Raw genomic sequence first — 17,032 nt, forward strand, 5'->3', positions numbered from 1 at the left:
CCGTACAAGGTTGTAGCCTGATACCGGACTACGATCAGCCCGCCGCACCGATTGCACAGGCGTGGCCGCAGGGGCAAGCCTACGGCCAACAGTCTTCGCAACAGAAGGCGAGCACCGAACTGGGCTGGGGGCAGTTCTTCCGCGATCCGGCCCTGCAACACCTGTTGCAAGTGGCACTGGATAACAATCGCGACCTGCGTCAGGCCGCCCTGAACGTTGAGGCTTTTCGCGCGCAGTACCGCATCCAGCGCGCCGAGCTGTCCCCCAGCATCGGCGTGGATGCCAGCGGTATCCGACAGAAACTGCCGGCCGACCTGTCGCGCAGTAGCGAGCGCGGTATCGAAAGCCAATTGGGTGTGACCGTGGGTGTAAGCGCCTACGAGCTGGATCTGTTCGGCAGGGTAAGCAGCCTGGACCGCGCCACGCTGGAGACCTATCTGGCTTCAGAAGAAGCGCAGCGCAGTGTGCAGATCAGCCTGATTGGCGATGTGGCCACGGCCTATCTGACTTTGCGAACCGATCAGGGCCTGCTGCAGTTGACGCGCGAAACCCTGGCCAGTTACGACGAAAGCCTGGCACTGGTCCAAAGCAGCCACGACGCCGGAATCGCCTCATCTCTGGATGTGCGTCAGGCACGTAGTCTGGTCGAGCAGGCGAGAGGTCACCTGGCGCGCTACACGCGTCAGGTCGCGCAAGACCAGAACCTGCTGCGCCTGTTGTTGGGCAGTGAGTTACCGGCATTGCCTGAGCGCTTCGACGAGCAGCAGTTCGCCACGCTGCCTGTGGGCATGCCGGCTGATTTGCTGCTACGCCGTCCCGACATCCGTGCTGCGGAACACAACTTGCTGGCGGCCAACGCTAATATCGGCGCGGCGCGTGCAGCCTTCTTCCCGAGTGTCAGGCTGACCGCCAACGCAGGCACGCTGAGCAGTGACATGAATGGACTGTTCGAGGGTGGCTCCGGTAGCTGGAGCTTCGTGCCGCAAATCAATATTCCGATCTTTACCGCCGGGAGACTCGAGGCCAATCTGGATTACGCCGAGGTACAGAAGGACATCAATGTCGTGCGGTACGAGAAAGCCATTCAGACGGCGTTTCGCGAAGTGGCCGATGGGCTCGCCGCCCGCGGCACCTTTGGGGAGCAGTTGCAGGCCCAGCGTGATCTGACCCTGACTACGCAGGAGTACTTCAATCTGGCTCGGCAACGCTACCAGGAAGGCGTCGACAATTACCTCACTGTGCTGGACGCACAACGGGAGCTGTTCAGCGCGCAGCAGGGCTTGCTGACTGACCGGCTGAACCAGATGAGCAGTGAGATTGCGCTGTTCAAAGCGCTTGGCGGTGGCTGGATGAGACAGGTGCCGGCCCGGGAAAAAACGTGAAGACCTGAATTCGGCGTCAGATAAAAAGGCTGGCACACAAAAAACGTTCCTGGGCAGCAAAAACGCCCGATGCAGGGCATCGGGCGTCAGGGCAAAAACCCAATCCCAGGACTTGAAGTCAGGCAGTCGCGCTTCAAGCTTCGCCCTTACCGAGTTGCGCCTGGAGTGCAGCCCTGTGTTCGGGGTGGGCGATTTCCAGCAATTTTGTGATGCGCTGATTGAGAGTCGTACCGCGCAGATCTGCTACGCCGTACTCGGTGACGACAATGACCGCGTCGCTACGTGCGATGGTTACGGGTCCGTTTAACTTCGTGACGATTCTGCTATGGCCACCCGCGGTAGACGGCAGCGCGATAATGGGCAATCCGCCTTTTGAGCGCCGTGCGCCACGGATAAAGTCGACCGCTCCGCCGATGGCCCCGACGTAGCTGCCCGCGGCCAACTCGGAATTGACCTGACCGCTCAGGTCGACTTCGACGGCTGAGTTGATAGCTACCAGTTTGTCGATGCTCTCAAGGATGTGCGCATCATGGGTATAGCGTGTCGAGCGTAACTGGATCGCCGGGTTGTGGTGAGCATAGTCATGAAGCAGGCTGCTTCCCATGAGAATGCCACCTATGCTGATGCCTCGGTCGATCGTCTTGCGCTGGTTGGTGATCGCGCCGCTTTGCATCAGGCGCGCTACACCGTCGCCAAGGCTGCCTGAATGCACGCCCAAATGGCGATGTTCGCCTAACGCACTCAAGACGGCGTCGGGTATGGCACCGATGCCCATTTGCAGGGTGGCGCCATCTTCGATCAGTCCGGCGATATGTTTGGCGATGCGCTGATCGCTCTCCCGGACAGGGCTGAGCGAATTTTCCATGGGCGCTCGATCGGTAAACAGGATGGCGTCCAAATCATCGTCGCCCAAGGTCCGGTCGCTGTAAGTCCATGGCGCCTGAGCATTGATTTCTGCGATCACCAGGCGTGCGCTGTCGAGTGCGGGTAGCAAATACTCGCTGGCCAGGCTCAGGCTGTAGCGGCCTCCGGCGTTGGCGGGCGCCAGTTGCAGCATCAACACATCGATACGCAAAGCACCGCTGCTGATCAGGTCCGGTAGTTCGCAATAGTGGCTGGGGATCACCTGCAGCAACCCGGCATCAGCCAACTTGCGGTTGGCCCCCGCGCCGCAATACGCGATGAAATCCACGTGATCGGAGTGTTCGGGGGTACAGGTCGGGCTGTTGGCGATCCCTAACATCACTCGGAACCTGCCGATCTTTTGCCGCTGGGCCATCAATGCCTGGGTCAAGGGCAGGGGCTCGGCGTTGGCCTGCCCCCACATTACCGTGTCGCCCGGTTGAATCAGTGTGGCCAGGTCCAGCGATTCGAGGTGCAAGAGCTGTGGCATCAGGGCGTTCTCGGCGACAGTCAGCCACAGCTGCCGGTGGGGCAGCCAAAGCTTTAAAAAAGGTAGGGGGGGAACGGCGGCGCGAAGGCCGCCGTGGTCTTTAGACGATCGAGGATGGGTGCTTGGCCAACGGCGTGACCTGGATGGTCATATACGGGAACAGTGGCAGGCTGGACAGCAGTTCATGCAGTTCGTCGTTGCTGGCCACGTCGAGGATGCTGATGTTCGAATATTGCCCGACTACTCGCCACAGGTGTGGCCATTTACCTGCCTCCTGAAGCTCGGTAGCGCGTTTTTTCTCGGCAATTTTAATCGCCTCCACCGTGTCGGCGGGGATATCGCGAGGAATGTTTACGTCCATTTTTACGTGATAAAGCATGGGATCTACTCCGATCAGATTTTGCTGTTGATCAATGGATGGTCGGCAACCCTGGCGTCGTTATCGTCCGGGTTGTGATCCAGATTGGCGTCGACATCTTCCAGGCGCACACCGCGGGTCTCTGGTAGCAGCAACACGGCGATGATTGCCAAGGCGTAGGCCACCAGGCAAAAGCCACCGATCGCTTGCGCCAAGCCAAAACGCTCAGACAGAACCCCGACTCCAGCGATGGACAACGCACCCAGGGATTTACCCAGGTTGTAGGAGAAGCCCATGCAGGTGGTGCGTATGTGGGTAGGGAACAGCTCGCTCAGGAACGGACCGACGACGGCGAAGATACCCGTGGCGAAGGCGCCGACAGGAAAGCTCATTAGCATCAACACGGTGGGGCTCATCGGCACGAGCATATAAACCACGGTGAAAATCCATGCGCCCAGGCAGAAGATCAGCAGCGCAGGTCGGCGACCGTAGCGATCGGAGAGGTACGCTGTGAGTACGAAGCCGGCGAACGCACCGGCGCACATGATCAGCATCGTCATGACTACCGGGCCTGGCTTCAGCCCGCGGACCTGCACCATCAGCGTCGGCAGCCACGCCATGATGGTGTAGGCGGCGGCCTGTAGACCCGTCACTAACAGGGCGCCTAACAGGGTCAGGCGGATCACGGAAGGGCGGAAAGCGGAGAGGATTGAGGCCTTCTCTTTATTCGCGGCCTTGGCTTCCTTGAAAATTTCCGCATCCTTGACGTTGCGGCGGATGAACAGCACAAACGTGGCCGGAATGATCCCCACCCAAAATGCGACACGCCACGCCATTTCCGGTGGCAGGTAAGCGAGTAGAGCAGTCATCACCACCGCAGACAGTGCCCAGCCCACCGCGAACCCGCTCTGTACAAAACCTAAAGCCTTGCCGCGATGCTCGGGACGAATGACCTCGGCCATCAACGCGGCACCCACGGCCCACTCACCGCCGAAGCCCAGGCCTTGCAGGGTACGCACGACCAGCATTTGTTCGAAGGATTGAGTAAAACCTGCCAGCACGCCGAAGAGCGTGAACCAGCAAATGGTGAAAATCAGAATCCGCACTCGACCGTAGCGGTCGCTGAGGATACCGGCGGCCCAGCCGCCCAGTGCGGCAGAGAGCAGCGCGGCGGTGCCGAGGATACCGGCCTCGCCCTTGGATATCTGCCAGACCGCCATAAGGGTCGGCAACAGAAAACTGAACATCTGGGCGTCGTAGGTATCCAGCGCCCAGCCAGAAAAGCATGCCCAGAACGTTTTGCGTTCTTGTGAGGAGCCGGTTTTGTACCATTCGAACATATCGCCGTCCTTCTTGTTATTGGACTTTTTATTGGAGGGACCCTGGGTTTGCGAGTCCGTGATCCAGAATGCAGCAGTTACCGGGTGGCGCCCATTTGCCTTTGCAAAACCCGGCCTTCCAGCCTGACTAAAGCTCAGGCGTCGCGTGGTGAAATCAATAAATCCTGGGCCATGCTGGCGACCAGTCGCCCGTCTCGCCGGTAGATGTGAGTCATGGTCAGCCCTCGACCGGACAGGCTGCGCACCGCATGGTTGACGAACAGCAGCCACTCATTGACGTCGATCTCCAGGCTGTGAAACCACAGCGTGTGATTGAGGTTGCTGATGTAATGGTTTTGCCAGAGATCAAGCATCCCTTGTCCGGGTGCCAGGCTGGCGTTCAGCCAACCGTCAGACAGGTACGCCAGCGCCGCATGGTGCAGGCAGCCTTCGGCCGCAAGCGGTTGGTTCAAGCGCACCCAGTAAGCGATGTCTCCTCGGTCAGCGGGGTGCTCGAAATGATCCTGATGAATCGGCCGGATATCGAGTACCGGCCGGGCACTGAAACGCAGTTGCACGGCCTCGCTGTCCAGCGGGTAACGCTCTGCCAGTTCAGCCAGGGTCGGCAGGCTTTCCGGCGCAGGCATGGGTTGCTGCAGGTGGTGCGGATCGCCGGGTTCGGACTGTGCCACTTGAAAGCTGACGTTGGCGCTGAGCACCAAGCCTGTACCCTGGACACCATAGACATGGCGGGTGGAAAGACGTCGCCCGTCTTGCAGCGCCTCGACGCTGTATTCGATAGTGTCTTTTGGACGCGCGCCCTGCAGAAACGTCATTTGCAGCATGCCGGGACTGCGTCCGTTAGCCGTCTGCGCCGCAGCCCACAACGCCTGCCCCAGCAACTGACCGCCATAGACCCGACCGTTGGCATTGGTGTCATAGGCATAGCTGCGCCAGTTATGCTGGCCCGCCGGTTCCAGGGTCAACAGTTCGGTGAGATCGCGTTGGTCCCAACGGCGTTCGCTGTTCATTGGCTTAGGGTCGCTAGTGCGCTGTAGGTCGATGACTGTTGCACCGGCGACGAGTCCTCGCGCAGGGTCACCGCGCTGAAGTCCAGTGGCACTTGTGTCACGTCCTGCAAGACCTGAGGCGTGATGTCACCGATCAACTCGAGCACTTTTACGCCGGTGGCGGTGATATCCATCGTTGCCAGTTCGGTGTAAACACGGCTCACGCAACCCAGCCCGGTCAATGGATAGGTGCACGCGGGCAGCAACTTGCTACGACCGTCTTTGCCCAGATGCTCCATCATGACGAAGACCCGCTTGGCGCCGATGGCCAGGTCCATCGCGCCACCCACTGCCGGAATCGCATCCGCTGCTCCGGTGTGCCAGTTGGCCAGATCGCCTGTGGCCGACACTTGGAATGCACCCAGTACGCAGACATCCAGGTGCCCGCCGCGCATCATCCCGAAGGAGTCGGCATGGTGGAAAAAAGCGCCGCCCGGGGCGAGTACGATGGGTTCTTTACCCGCGTTGATCATGTCCCAGTCTTCTTCGCCAGGCGCGGCGGCCTGCCAGCGGCCCAGCACGCCGTTTTCACTGTGCAGGAAGAAGTCTTTATCCAGCGGCAGATGGTTTGCTACCAAGGTCGGCAGGCCAATTCCGAGGTTGACGTAAGAGCCTTCAGTGATGTCTCGGGCGACTCGTTGCGCCATGGCAATGCGTACATTCTTGTCCATACCAATCATCCCGCTCGATTTAGAAGTGTCGCTGGTTCGCCGGCTGGATTGCGGCGCAGTACCAGGTGCTTGACGTAGATCCCCGGCGTTACGATGGTCTCGGGGTCCAATTCGCCCAGCTCGCAGAAGCGTTCGATGGAGGCAATGGTGTTTTTTGCCGCCATGGCCATGACCGGGCCGAAGTTGCGTGCCGTCTTGCGATACACCAGGTTGCCCCAACGGTCCCCGGCCTCGGCCTTGATCAAGGCGTAATCGACGTGGATTGGATACTCAAGCACATAATCACGGCCCTTGATGGTGCGGGTTTCCTTGCCTTCGGCCAGCAATGTGCCGAAGCCGGTGGGTGTAAAGAACGCGCCAACACCGACGCCGGCAGCGCGCAAGCGCTCGGCCAGATTGCCTTGGGGCACTATCTCCAGTTCGATCTTGCCAGCGCGATACAGGGTTTCGAAAACGTGGGAGCCGGTCATGCGAGGATAGGAACAGAGAATCCTGCGGACCCGGCCAGCCTTGAGCAGTGCAGCCAGACCGGTATCTCCCTGACCGGCGTTATTGCTGACGAGCGTCAGGTTGCGAGCCCCCTGGTCGATCAGCGCCTCAATCAAGTCATCGGGCATACCCGCACCGCCGAAACCGCCCACGGCGATGGTGGCCCCATCGGGGATATCAGCCAGAGCCGCCTGTACGCTGGGGGAAAGCTTGTCGATCATGGATGTGGTCCTTGTTGTGAGATCTTCCACCGTTATCGTCCAGCGTCGGGGTAACGGCGGGATACAGGCAGACAAAGCGTCGGGTGCGTGGCCCGGGCGCTTCGACTGCCTGGTTCGATCAGCTTGCCCAACGCAGCCGGCAGTCACAATTTCGGTCTTCGGAAGGCTTGATTAACCGGTGATTAACAGCTGTTCGACGAGGGCTTTAAACACCAGCCACGCCGACCGTCATTCCACCGCAGACGTACAGCACTTGACCGGTGACAAAGCCACTTCGGGCGTCTAGAAAAAATGCCGCAGCCTGGGCGATATCATCCGGCATGCCCAGGCGCGCTTGACGGGGATCGAATCGATGATGGCCTGCGTGCGAGGGCTGTCTGGTGGATTGGCGCGCTCGAACAGTTCAGTACGGATCGGGCCAGGACCGATAGCGTTGGCCGTGATACCAAAGCGGCCCAACTCCAGCGACCAGACCCGGGTCATACCTAACAATCCTGCCTTGGTGGCGGCATAGGCGCTGCGTAGCTCTTTGCCCAAGGCTGCGCGTGAAGACATGTTGAGGATGCGCCCGAAGCCAGCCTCTTTCATGCCGGGCAACAGGGCTTGCATGCACTGCAGCGAGCAGCGCAGGTTGAGCGCCCAGACCTGCTCCAGCTCCTCAAGGCTTTGCTCTTGCGCGTTGTTGGGGCAGACCATGCCGACGTTGTTGACCAGTCGGGTGATAGGCCCACCCGCAAGCGCTTGTTCTAGTGCCTGCGCGGTGGCTTTCACATTACTGAGGTCAGCAAGAAGGCCGTCTCCGATACGGTCGATAATCACCGGTTCGAAGCCGTCTTCAATGCAACGCTCGACGATCGCTGCGCCAATGCCTGAAGCGCCGCCAGTAATCAGTACTCGTTCTCTGGACATAGGTGTGTTCCTTGAGTGGCTTTAGTGGCCTGTGTGGCTAGTTCTGTTAGTCAACTTCGTTGCCGAGCCCATATCCTGCGTTGCTGTTCCTCGCCATAGCGGGCTATGACTCGTCACAGCGCCTTGGCTATGGACTTCTGGCATCCGAATTTGAGCTAACGAACTAGCCACACAGGCCACTAGACTGTTGCGACAGGATTCAACGGTGCACCCACGGCTCCCGGCAGGCGCAAGGGCGGGGCGGTCAGCAGAAAACGATTACGCCGGTGGGCGCGTAACCATTTTGCCAGTGGCGTGAGGTGCCACAGTTCGCCCAGGTGAATGCCCAGCTTGAACAGGCAGTGGTGATGCAACGGCATGACTGAGCAACAGCCATCGCCATGCCCGTTGGGAAAGATTTCCACCGAGTAATTGTCGGCAGCGATAGCGACCAATCCGCTGTCAGTGATCCATTGCAGCAGACGCGGATCGTTACCGTCGAGTACCGCTGCGAGCGAGTCCAGGACCTGGGTGTCCGGTTGCTTGTTCATCCCAAGCACCGCTTCGGCGTAACCGGTGTGCAGGCAGACAATATCGCCAGGTTCGACCTTCACCTGATCGGCATCGAGCACGTACATCAATTCGTCATAGCCAATATGGGTACGGGCATCGCCGTAGTGATGGTGCAGGTCGATCATCACGCCACGGCCTTGCACGCAGGTTTCGGCCATGCGTTCGATGCCCAGGGCGTGGGCGCATGAGGTGCTGTGGGGGGCAATTTCGCCCTCAAAGCCGCAATCGGCGATATCGCTGGGGCCGACGACATCAATGCCCGCTGCGTAGCCATTGTAATAAAGCGGCTCAGCCACTCCGTCGCCGTTGGCGTCGAACAGGGCGCCAACGTGAGAGAGGGCGTCCCACTGGGTGGAGTATTGCAAATGCAGAATGGCCAGGTCGTCGCTCAGCACGTCGGGGCGGCCAGCCTGGATGCGGTCGTACTGATAATTCATGTTGACCCCGCCTTTACGCAGCAAGGGGCGCAGAATCGGAGGTCGGCGATTGACGTTCATGGCGTTGCCGCCCGGGTAGTCCAGCGGCAGGCTCAAGCAGAAAGCCAGGCCTTCGCGGACCTCGGCGATGCCCTGCAGAACCTTGTCGGCGGTGAGCAGGTTGAGTCGCCCCTTCTGATCGTCTGGGCCAAAATCCCCCCAATTCGAGCCTTCGGGACGATGTTTCCAACGGTGATGGGGCATTCGGCCTTCCTTTTTATTATAAGTTGCAGGCGGCCGTCAGCCGCCCATGGGCTTTGAGCCTCCTTCTCTCAGGCTCGCGTAGCACCGGCAATCGTGTGTTCTGTAGCGTGGCATCAGGCGTCGTTCACACCGCTGGGGCAGCACTGTCCGAGGCGTGGCACCATTCGACCAGGCTGTTGGCGAAGTCTCGGGCGAACGACGAAAGCCCGTCAAAATCCTGCGCGCACAGCTGGAAGGTACGCACCGCCCAAGGATCGAGCAGGGCGCACGACCCTATGTTTTGTTGGCCCTTGAGTCGGGTGAATCCGGCCTGGGGCACGATGGCAATTCCGGCACCGGCTTCGACCATCCGGAAAATCGCATCGGAGCTCGCCACCTGCACGCGAATGGTCAACGGCGTGTGCAGTGCAGCGGCGGCCCGACTGAGGAATACGTGGATCGCACTGCCTTCGAGCAACGAGACGAAAGCGTATTGCAGGGCTTCTTTGAAAAACACTTCGCTGTTGGCCAGTATTGGATGCCCGAGGGGGGCGATGACCATCAGGCGGCTGGACACCAGCGGCACGCTTTGCAGCCCGTCGGTGACCACGCTGCCAGACACGATTCCAAGGTCGGCGCCGCCATCGCGAATGCTGCGCACAATGTCGTCGCTGAGGCGCTCGCGCATGTCGATATGCACGTCTGGATGGGTCTTCAGGTATTCGCCCACGACAGGCGGCAAGTATTCGGTGATGGCCGTGGTATTGGCCAGCAACCGCAACTGGCCCTTGAGGCCAATGGCATATTCCTGCAGGTCGCCTGTAAGCAATGCCAACTGCGCGAGGATCACTCGCGCATGTTGCAGATAGGTCTTGCCCGCATTGGTCAGCGTCACGCCCTGAGGTGAGCGCTCGAGCAGGCGCATGCCCAGGTTGTCTTCAAGGTTCTTGATGCGATTGCTGGTCGCGGGTACCGAGAGAAACGAACGCTCGGCGCCTCGAGTCAGGCTGCTGGTTTCCGCAATGTTGATGAACAGGCGGAAGTCAGTGATATCAAAATGGGTCGCCATTAGTGTTCTACTTCTTGGTCAGGGATGACCCAAGGTAATGGCAGCCGCCATTGCCTGTCCATACACAAGCGGCAGCGTCTGGCTCGCCGGTTTACCACTGCGCCGGCTCAAAGAGAAAGCCATCGCCCTGGCGCCGGATATAGCCGCAATGTGGCTCGCCAAAGTGCACCGGCATGATCAGGGCTTCCCGATCAGCGGCGCGGTTGAGAAACTCCATTCGCGTAGCACGGGCGGTGTCTTCCCAGATGCAATAACCAGAATTCACGTCTGGACGCACGATCTGAATGGGGCTGTGCAAGATGTCGCCACAGAACAGACCTTCCTCACCGCGAGAGCGTACGCGGAATGCCACTTGCCCGGGGCTGTGCCCTGGCGCAGGCTCGACCACCAGGCAATCGGCGATTTCCTGTGGCGACTCCATCATCACGCCTAGCCCTTCGTCGATGATCGGCATGACGCTGTCAAAGAACGAATCGCCGAATACGTCGATGACGCCTGCCTCCTTGTTCTTGCCTTCCTTACAGAATACGAAGTCTTCCTTGGGAATGTAGTAACGGGCGTTGGGGAATGTCGGTACCCAGCGTCCGTCTTGCCAAGTGGTGTTCCAGCCAACGTGATCGGCATGCAGGTGGGTCAATACGACATGGGTCACTTTTTCCGGAGCCGCACCCGCAGCGGTCATCCATTCGCGCACCAGGGTATTAAGCATGTTCATCCGGGGGATGCCCGCACGCGGCTTGAAGTTTCCGACACCGGTGTCAACCACGATGATGTTGTTACCGGCGTGGACCACCCAGAACTGGATGGTCACGATCAATTTGTTCATGTGTGGCACCCAATGATCAGGTGCCATCAATTGTTGGTGCTCTTCGAGCACGCTGCGGTCGATAGAGGGGAACAGGAAGGCGGGATCGTGGGTCGGCCCTGCGTATTCGAGGATTCGGGTGACTTTGATATCGCCGATCATGCGTGACTGCATCATGGTGTGTTTTCCTCTTTCTTCTCTTATAGGGGTTTGCTATGCAGCGTGTTCGCTGGCGGCGACCCGGTGTTCAGGGTTGGCCATGAAAACCTGGTAACTCTCGGCGCCAGTGCGGCCCTCGAGAATATAGTGCTCAAGCAGGGTACTTACCCATCGCGGGCTCTGCACCGGCATGAAATGCCCCGAGGCAACCTGTAGCGCTTCGATATGGCTGGCAAATCCAGCGAGCCGATTGATTTCTGCGGGCGGGCGCAAGCCATCATATTCACCTGCGATCAGCAGTGTATGGACTGGTAAGCGCGGCAGGTCGCCCTCAAGCTCCATGCGCGCCAGCATCGCGAAGATAGCGGCGAAGCTTTGTGGGTCTGCGCTCAGCCAGCGAAGGCTGAAACGTTCGAATGCAGCAGCGTCTGTTCGCAAAGGCGTGGGCCAGGTCTTGTCCAGCAGCGCCGGGATCAGTGTTTTCAATCCTTCGTGGCGAATCGTGCTGGCGCGTTCCAGGGTGGCCTCGCGGGCCGTGGGCGCCACTCCACAGGCAGGCGCCAGTCCGATCAGGTGGCTGACCCGCTGCGGATAAAGGGCTGCGAAACGAATGGCAATGGCAGCGCCCACCGCGACACCGACCAATGCCAGGGGACCCTTGATCTGCAGACTGTCCAACAATGCAGCGAGATCGTGGATGTGTGCATCGAGCTCGATTTCGCCGACGATTTTTTCTGAAAGTCCTGAACCGCGCACGTCATAGCGCAGTGTCTGGAACTTCCCCTGGAGCAGGGTGCAAACCTGATCCCAGCTTTCCAGGGTGCCGCCCATTTCATGAATCAATACCAGCGCCGGCCCGGTCTTCGGGCTCAGTTCATAGCGCAGTACCTGGTTGTTTACCTTCACCCAGTTCATGTCAGTACCTCGCTCAGACGCGCTCGAAGATCGCGGCCATACCCTGGCCGCCGCCGATGCACATGGTCTCCAGTCCATAACGCACATCGCGTCGGCGCATTTCATGGAGCAGGGTGGTCATGATGCGCAGGCCGGTGGCGCCAATCGGATGCCCTAAGGAAATACCCGAACCGTTGACATTGACCCGCTCGATATCCTCGATGTCCCAGGCGCGCAAGACCGCCAGCGCCTGTGCGGCAAAGGCTTCGTTGACCTCGATCAGGCCCATGTCGGCCAGGCTCAGGCCTGTGCGTTGAAGCAGTTTGGCGACGGCGGGCACCGGGCCGATACCCATGCGTGCCGGGTCACAACCCGCCGAGGACCAGTCCACCAGCCGAGCGATCGGTTGCAGGTTATGACGCGCCGCGTATTCGCGGGACACCACCAGGCAGCCGGCAGCGGCATCATTTTGCTGGCTGGAGTTGCCCGCCGTGCACACCCCGTCGGGCAACAATGTGCGCAGGCTTGCCATGGTTTCCAGGCTGGCATCGGCGCGGATGCCTTCGTCCATGCTCACGCGTTCGCTTGCGCCACGTTTGCGCGGCACGTCAAGGGCAATGACCTCGTCGGCAAACCGTCCTTCGCGCCATGCCGTGGCTGCATTCAAGTGGCTGCGGACGGCGAAGCGGTCAGCTTCTTCACGAGAAATATGGTAATCGCGGGCCAGGTTTTCAGCGGTCTCTGGCATGCCCGAGATGCGACCGAAGCGCGTCTCGGGCTGTGAGCGCTCACGGCCTCGTTCCAGGCGGTCGTGCATTTTCACACTGCCGGCGCGCGCGCCCCAGCGCATGTCGTTGCTGTAGTACTCAATGTTGCTCATGCTCTCGACGCCGATGACCATGACAGCTTCGGCGTGGCCTGTCTGGATGCGCATCGCTGCATCGGCGATGGCCTGCAGGCCCGAACCGCAGCGCCGGTCTAGCGTGTAACCCGGCACCTCGATGGGCAAGTCGGCCAGCAGTGCGGCATAACGACCCATGCAGGGCGCCTCACTGTTGGCGTAAGACTGGGAAACGATGACTTCATCCAGAGAGTCAGGGGCTATGTTCAGGCGACTCACTAAGGTACGAATCACGGTAGCTGCGAGCTGGTCAGCAGTCAGCGAGGCGAGTACGCCACCAAATTTGCCGATGGGCGTTCTCAGGGGCGACACGATCAAAGCGTCTTTCATCACGCAGGTACCTTTTATTATGGGCGTGTGCGACATGTTCAAACCAGCATGGCGGTGGTTGGTCTGACAGACAATTTCGTTTAGCGAAAGGCTGCGTTTCGTGCTGCTTAAGCACCGCCCTTTGGCGTAATGCTGTTCACTCGAGAAAATGGATGGCGGCCTGGCAGCCGACCGGGTTTTTGATGGTGCACATATCCGTTTCTGCGGTCACGGCGGTTACCGCGGTTACCGCGGTGACGGCAAGATTGAAAGATCGCAGCCTCGCTTCGCTCGACAGCTCCTACAGGGGGGGGCGTTAGCGCAGAAATGGATCTGTACACAATCAACAAAATACAAGCCGGGCATTACGCTCTTTTGCGGGGGTGTTTTCCTCAGCGCAAGTGCCGCTTAAGCAAATTCCAATACCCAAGCTGTAACGGGCTGCCCATGCTGGCTTCGCCCTGAGCGTCCGACGCCGTGGCGACCCAACAAAAACAATTATCGGAAACCACCCCCCATGCAAAAGCTTCCCTTGGCGCATGCGTGCGCGCTTACCTGCCTTGCGCCAATCCTGGCCGTTCCTTGTATCGCCCAAGCTGACTTTCTCGGCGATAGCAGCACCACGCTCAGTCTGCGCAACTTTTACTTCAACCGTGATTTCCGCCAGGACAATGCGAACCAGTCCAAGCGCGAAGAGTGGGCGCAAGGGTTCATGTTCAACGCTAAATCCGGCTACACCGAAGGCCCGATTGGCTTCGGCGTAGACCTGTATGCCGCGCTGGGGGTAAAACTGGATTCATCCGACGCCCGCGCAGGCACCGGTTTGCTGCCTAACGCATTTGGAAACGCTGGGCCGGATGAGTACAGCGATCTGTCGGGGGTGTTCAAGGCCAAAGTGTCGAAAACCGAACTTAAAGTCGGTGGTTTGATGCCTAAATCTCCCGTAGCGCTGTCGAGCGATGCGCGGCTGTTGCCGCCGTTTTTCAATGGTGTCGCCCTGACGTCCACTGACGTGGACAACCTGATGATTGATGTCGGGCAATTTCGCAGGGTCAACTATCGCAACTCCAGCGGTAACCACGATGACCTGAGGACGGGTAACTATTCGGCCAGCAGTGATCGTTTCGATTACGCCGGTGCGGCCTATACGTTCGGTCCGCAGCTGACGGCCTCCTTTTGGCGGGCGGAGCTTGCGGATGTCTACCAGCAGAATTACTACGGTTTGTTGGCCGCTCACACGCTCGGCAGTTGGACGCTGAGCGGCAATCTGGGTTATTTCGATTCCTCCGACGCGGGAGCCCAACGGGCAGGAAAGATCGACAACGGCCTGGCTTCGGTGCTGTTGTCGGCCAATCTGGGTGGGCATACCTGGCGGGTCGGCTACCAGGATAACCGCGGACGTTCAGCGTTTCCCTTCTTGCAGGATGCTGATCCTAACGTCGCCAACGTGGTGCAAATCCTCGATTTTACCCGCGCTCACGAGAGCTCATGGCAAGCTCGCTACGACGTGAACATGGCCACCTTTGGCGTGCCGGGCCTGACTTTTCTCGCGCGCTATCTGCGAGGTGACGGGTTCGAAGTGGCGGGTAGCAACGCCCAAGAGTGGGAGCGCGATCTGGACGTGAGCTACGTCATCCAGAGCGGACCGTTGAAAAACCTCGGAATGCGCTGGCGCAACGCCATGGTGCGCTCCGATGCACTGGGAGACCTGGACGAAAACCGGTTGATCCTTTCATACACCTATGCGTTCAAATAACTGAATTAACCACGCTCCACTGAAACCGGAAAAGGACCCCAGAGGCTGGCGGTCCTTTTTAGCGTTATCGCAAAACGGACCACCGGGAATTCCGATGGTCCGTCAATGGTATCGCTTGGCGTCAGGCGTTATTGACTGATGCCAGGATATTACGTGCACGTTGAATCACTGGGGCGTCGATCATTTGCCCGTCGAGTTGAAAGGCTCCAGTTTGATCTGCGCCCGCCAGCACGCGACGGGCCCAATCCACCTGAGTGAGGGTGGGCGCCAATGCCAGATGCACGACTGCTACCTGGCGCGGATGAATACACAGCATGCCTGCAAACCCCTTGGTGTGTGCGCTCAAGGCGAAGTGCTCAAGACCGGCGGGGTTGTCGATGCGAGCATAGACGGTCTCCAGTGGTGGGGCCAGGCCAGCGAGACGGCTGTGCTGCAGCAGGGCGAACCGAACCTGATCGAGCATGCATTCAGCGCCAGCGGTCCCGGCAATCAGCCCCAGGTCCAGACTCATGTCCAGACCGCCATAGGTCAGCCGGTCTACACCCGAAACTTGAGAAATCGCTGCCAGCGCCTGCAACCCCAATGCGCTTTCGATAATAGGCAACACTGGCCGGCCAGCGGTAGCCGCCCGGGCAACCTGTTCTGCGCTTTCAGCCTTCGGCAGCATGACGCCGCACACACCGGGCTGGGCTGCGCAGAACACCAGATCGGCCTCGTGCTGAGCATGGCTCGCCATATTGACCCGTACCCAAACGCGGGCACTCGGCTTTGCCCGCAAAAACGCTCCGAGATTTTCCCGAGCCTGGGTTTTGTTCGATTCCTGGACAGCATCTTCGAAATCGACGATGACCGCGTCGGCGCCACTGGTCAGCGCTTTGGCGAACCGTTCGGGCCGGTTGCCGGGCACAAACAGCGCCGAACGCATCAGTTTGTCAGTCATGAGCCGCTCCTTAGAAGCTGCGTGGCAGCTCGAGCAGGTGCTCGGCGACGTAGGACAGAATCAGGTTGGTTGAGATGGGCGCCACCTGGTACAGGCGGGTTTCACGAAATTTGCGTTCGACGTCGTATTCGCAGGCGAAGCCAAACCCGCCGTGGGTTTGCAGGCAGGCATTGGCCGCTTCCCAGGAGGCCTTGGCCGCCAGGTATTTAGCCATGTTGGCGCTGGCCCCGGCGTTCTCGCCGCTGTCATATTCCTCACAGGCGCGCCAGCGCATCAGGTCTGCCGCTTCGATCTCGATGTGCGCTTCAGCGATGGGGAACTGCACGCCCTGGTTCTGCCCGATCGGGCGACCGAACACCACGCGGTCGCGGGCATAAGCGCTGGCCTTTTCGATAAACCAGCGACCGTCACCGATGCACTCGGCGGCGATCAAAGTGCGTTCGGCATTCAGGCCGTCGAGGATGTACCTGAAGCCTTTGCCTTCCTCGCCGATCAGGCTGTCAGCGGGAATTTCCAGGTTGTCGAAGAACAGCTCGTTGGTCTCGTGGTTGACCATGTTCGCGATGGGTTGCACGGTCAGGCCGTTGCCGATGGCTTCGCGCAGGTCCACCAGGAAAATCGACATGCCTTCCGACTTCTTCTTCACGTCGGCCAACGGCGTAGTGCGCGCCAGCAGGATCATCAAGTCGGAATGCTGGATTCGCGAGATCCAGACCTTCTGCCCATTGATCACATACTTGTCGCCTTTGCGTACGGCGGTGGTCTTGATCTTGGTGGTGTCAGTGCCGGTGGTGGGCTCGGTCACACCCATCGATTGCAGACGCAATTCACCGCTGGCCAATTTCGGCAGGTAGTAGCTTTTCTGCGCCTCGCTGCCGTGGCGCAGCAGGGTGAACATGTTGTACATCTGGCCATGCACCGTGCCGGAGTTACCGCCGCAGCGGTTCACTTCTTCCAGGATCACCGACGCTTCGGCCAGCCCCAGGCCTGAGCCACCATATTCGGTCGGGATCATCGCCGACAGCCAGCCGGCGTCGGTCAAGGCCTTGACGAAGGCTTGCGGGAAGCCTTTTTCTTCATCGACCTTGCGCCAGTAAGCCGCATCGAATTCGGCACACAGGGCGCGTACGCCTTCGCGGATGGCATTGAAGTCTTCGTTATTATTGGGGTTCATCT

17 protein-coding genes are annotated in these 17,032 nt (G+C 59.7%); 2 read left to right on the forward strand and 15 right to left on the reverse strand.

The window, feature by feature from the left end:
• The first annotated feature begins 17 nt into the window (after positions 1 to 17).
• The gene (locus tag AC3IUA_RS13180) at positions 18 to 1,382 is read left to right on the forward strand and encodes an efflux transporter outer membrane subunit (RefSeq protein WP_489362335.1); all 1,365 of its coding nucleotides are present in this window, start codon (positions 18 to 20) and stop codon (positions 1,380 to 1,382) included.
• A gap of 133 nt (positions 1,383 to 1,515) precedes the next feature.
• Here the strand turns inward: AC3IUA_RS13180 and AC3IUA_RS13185 are convergent, their stop codons facing one another.
• The 13 genes from AC3IUA_RS13185 to AC3IUA_RS13245 all read right to left on the reverse strand — a co-directional run bounded on the left by AC3IUA_RS13185 (position 1,516) and on the right by AC3IUA_RS13245 (position 13,181).
• Positions 1,516 to 2,775: an acetyl-CoA hydrolase/transferase family protein gene (locus tag AC3IUA_RS13185; RefSeq protein WP_489361494.1), complete on the reverse strand. Its 1,260-nt coding sequence runs from the start codon at positions 2,773 to 2,775 to the stop codon at positions 1,516 to 1,518.
• A 100-nt stretch (positions 2,776 to 2,875) separates the two neighbouring features.
• On the reverse strand, positions 2,876 to 3,154 hold the full coding sequence (gene catC, locus AC3IUA_RS13190) for a muconolactone Delta-isomerase (RefSeq protein ID WP_489361496.1): 279 nt from the start codon (positions 3,152 to 3,154) through the stop codon (positions 2,876 to 2,878).
• Positions 3,155 to 3,168: 14 nt separating this feature from the next.
• On the reverse strand, positions 3,169 to 4,473 hold the full coding sequence (locus AC3IUA_RS13195; protein ID WP_489361498.1) for an MFS transporter: 1,305 nt from the start codon (positions 4,471 to 4,473) through the stop codon (positions 3,169 to 3,171).
• A 134-nt stretch (positions 4,474 to 4,607) separates the two neighbouring features.
• Positions 4,608 to 5,483 carry an acyl-CoA thioesterase gene (locus AC3IUA_RS13200; protein WP_489361500.1) on the reverse strand — a complete coding sequence of 292 codons (876 nt, stop codon included), beginning with the start codon at positions 5,481 to 5,483 and terminating at the stop codon, positions 4,608 to 4,610.
• Positions 5,480 to 6,202: a 3-oxoacid CoA-transferase subunit B gene (locus AC3IUA_RS13205; protein ID WP_489361502.1), complete on the reverse strand. Its 723-nt coding sequence runs from the start codon at positions 6,200 to 6,202 to the stop codon at positions 5,480 to 5,482. The genes AC3IUA_RS13200 and AC3IUA_RS13205 overlap by 4 nt, the downstream gene beginning before the upstream one ends.
• The gene (locus AC3IUA_RS13210) at positions 6,199 to 6,903 is read right to left on the reverse strand and encodes a 3-oxoacid CoA-transferase subunit A (protein ID WP_489361504.1); all 705 of its coding nucleotides are present in this window, start codon (positions 6,901 to 6,903) and stop codon (positions 6,199 to 6,201) included. The genes AC3IUA_RS13205 and AC3IUA_RS13210 overlap by 4 nt, the downstream gene beginning before the upstream one ends.
• A gap of 205 nt (positions 6,904 to 7,108) precedes the next feature.
• Positions 7,109 to 7,225 carry an SDR family oxidoreductase gene (locus AC3IUA_RS13215; protein WP_489361506.1) on the reverse strand — a complete coding sequence of 39 codons (117 nt, stop codon included), beginning with the start codon at positions 7,223 to 7,225 and terminating at the stop codon, positions 7,109 to 7,111.
• Positions 7,186 to 7,812, reverse strand: a complete 627-nt coding sequence (locus tag AC3IUA_RS13220) for an SDR family NAD(P)-dependent oxidoreductase (protein ID WP_489361508.1) — start codon at positions 7,810 to 7,812, stop codon at positions 7,186 to 7,188. The genes AC3IUA_RS13215 and AC3IUA_RS13220 overlap by 40 nt, the downstream gene beginning before the upstream one ends.
• A 179-nt stretch (positions 7,813 to 7,991) precedes the next feature.
• On the reverse strand, positions 7,992 to 9,044 hold the full coding sequence (locus tag AC3IUA_RS13225; RefSeq protein WP_489361510.1) for a cyclase family protein: 1,053 nt from the start codon (positions 9,042 to 9,044) through the stop codon (positions 7,992 to 7,994).
• Positions 9,045 to 9,168: 124 nt separating this feature from the next.
• Positions 9,169 to 10,092, reverse strand: coding sequence for a LysR substrate-binding domain-containing protein (locus tag AC3IUA_RS13230; RefSeq protein WP_046482907.1), 924 nt, complete (start codon positions 10,090 to 10,092; stop codon positions 9,169 to 9,171).
• A gap of 91 nt (positions 10,093 to 10,183) precedes the next feature.
• A complete protein-coding gene (locus AC3IUA_RS13235; protein ID WP_489361512.1) occupies positions 10,184 to 11,074 on the reverse strand; it encodes an MBL fold metallo-hydrolase in 891 nt (296 codons plus the stop codon).
• A 36-nt stretch (positions 11,075 to 11,110) separates the two neighbouring features.
• The gene (locus AC3IUA_RS13240; RefSeq protein ID WP_489361513.1) at positions 11,111 to 11,971 is read right to left on the reverse strand and encodes an alpha/beta fold hydrolase; all 861 of its coding nucleotides are present in this window, start codon (positions 11,969 to 11,971) and stop codon (positions 11,111 to 11,113) included.
• Between the two features lie 13 nt (positions 11,972 to 11,984).
• Entirely contained in the window at positions 11,985 to 13,181 is a 1,197-nt protein-coding gene (locus AC3IUA_RS13245; protein ID WP_489361515.1) for an acetyl-CoA C-acetyltransferase, read from the reverse strand.
• Between the two features lie 496 nt (positions 13,182 to 13,677).
• Between AC3IUA_RS13245 and AC3IUA_RS13250 the strand changes: the two genes are divergently transcribed.
• Positions 13,678 to 14,916 (forward strand): OprD family porin, encoded by a 1,239-nt coding sequence (locus AC3IUA_RS13250; RefSeq protein ID WP_489361517.1) that lies wholly within the window; start codon positions 13,678 to 13,680, stop codon positions 14,914 to 14,916.
• A 121-nt stretch (positions 14,917 to 15,037) separates the two neighbouring features.
• On the opposite strand, the gene AC3IUA_RS13255 is transcribed toward AC3IUA_RS13250, so the two are convergent.
• Positions 15,038 to 15,856: an HpcH/HpaI aldolase/citrate lyase family protein gene (locus tag AC3IUA_RS13255; protein ID WP_489361519.1), complete on the reverse strand. Its 819-nt coding sequence runs from the start codon at positions 15,854 to 15,856 to the stop codon at positions 15,038 to 15,040.
• 10 nt (positions 15,857 to 15,866) lie between these two features.
• Positions 15,867 to 17,030, reverse strand: a complete 1,164-nt coding sequence (locus AC3IUA_RS13260) for an acyl-CoA dehydrogenase family protein (RefSeq protein ID WP_489361521.1) — start codon at positions 17,028 to 17,030, stop codon at positions 15,867 to 15,869.
• Between the last annotated feature and the right edge of the window lie 2 nt (positions 17,031 to 17,032).

This window comes from Pseudomonas sp. KH_050, from assembly GCF_057838875.1.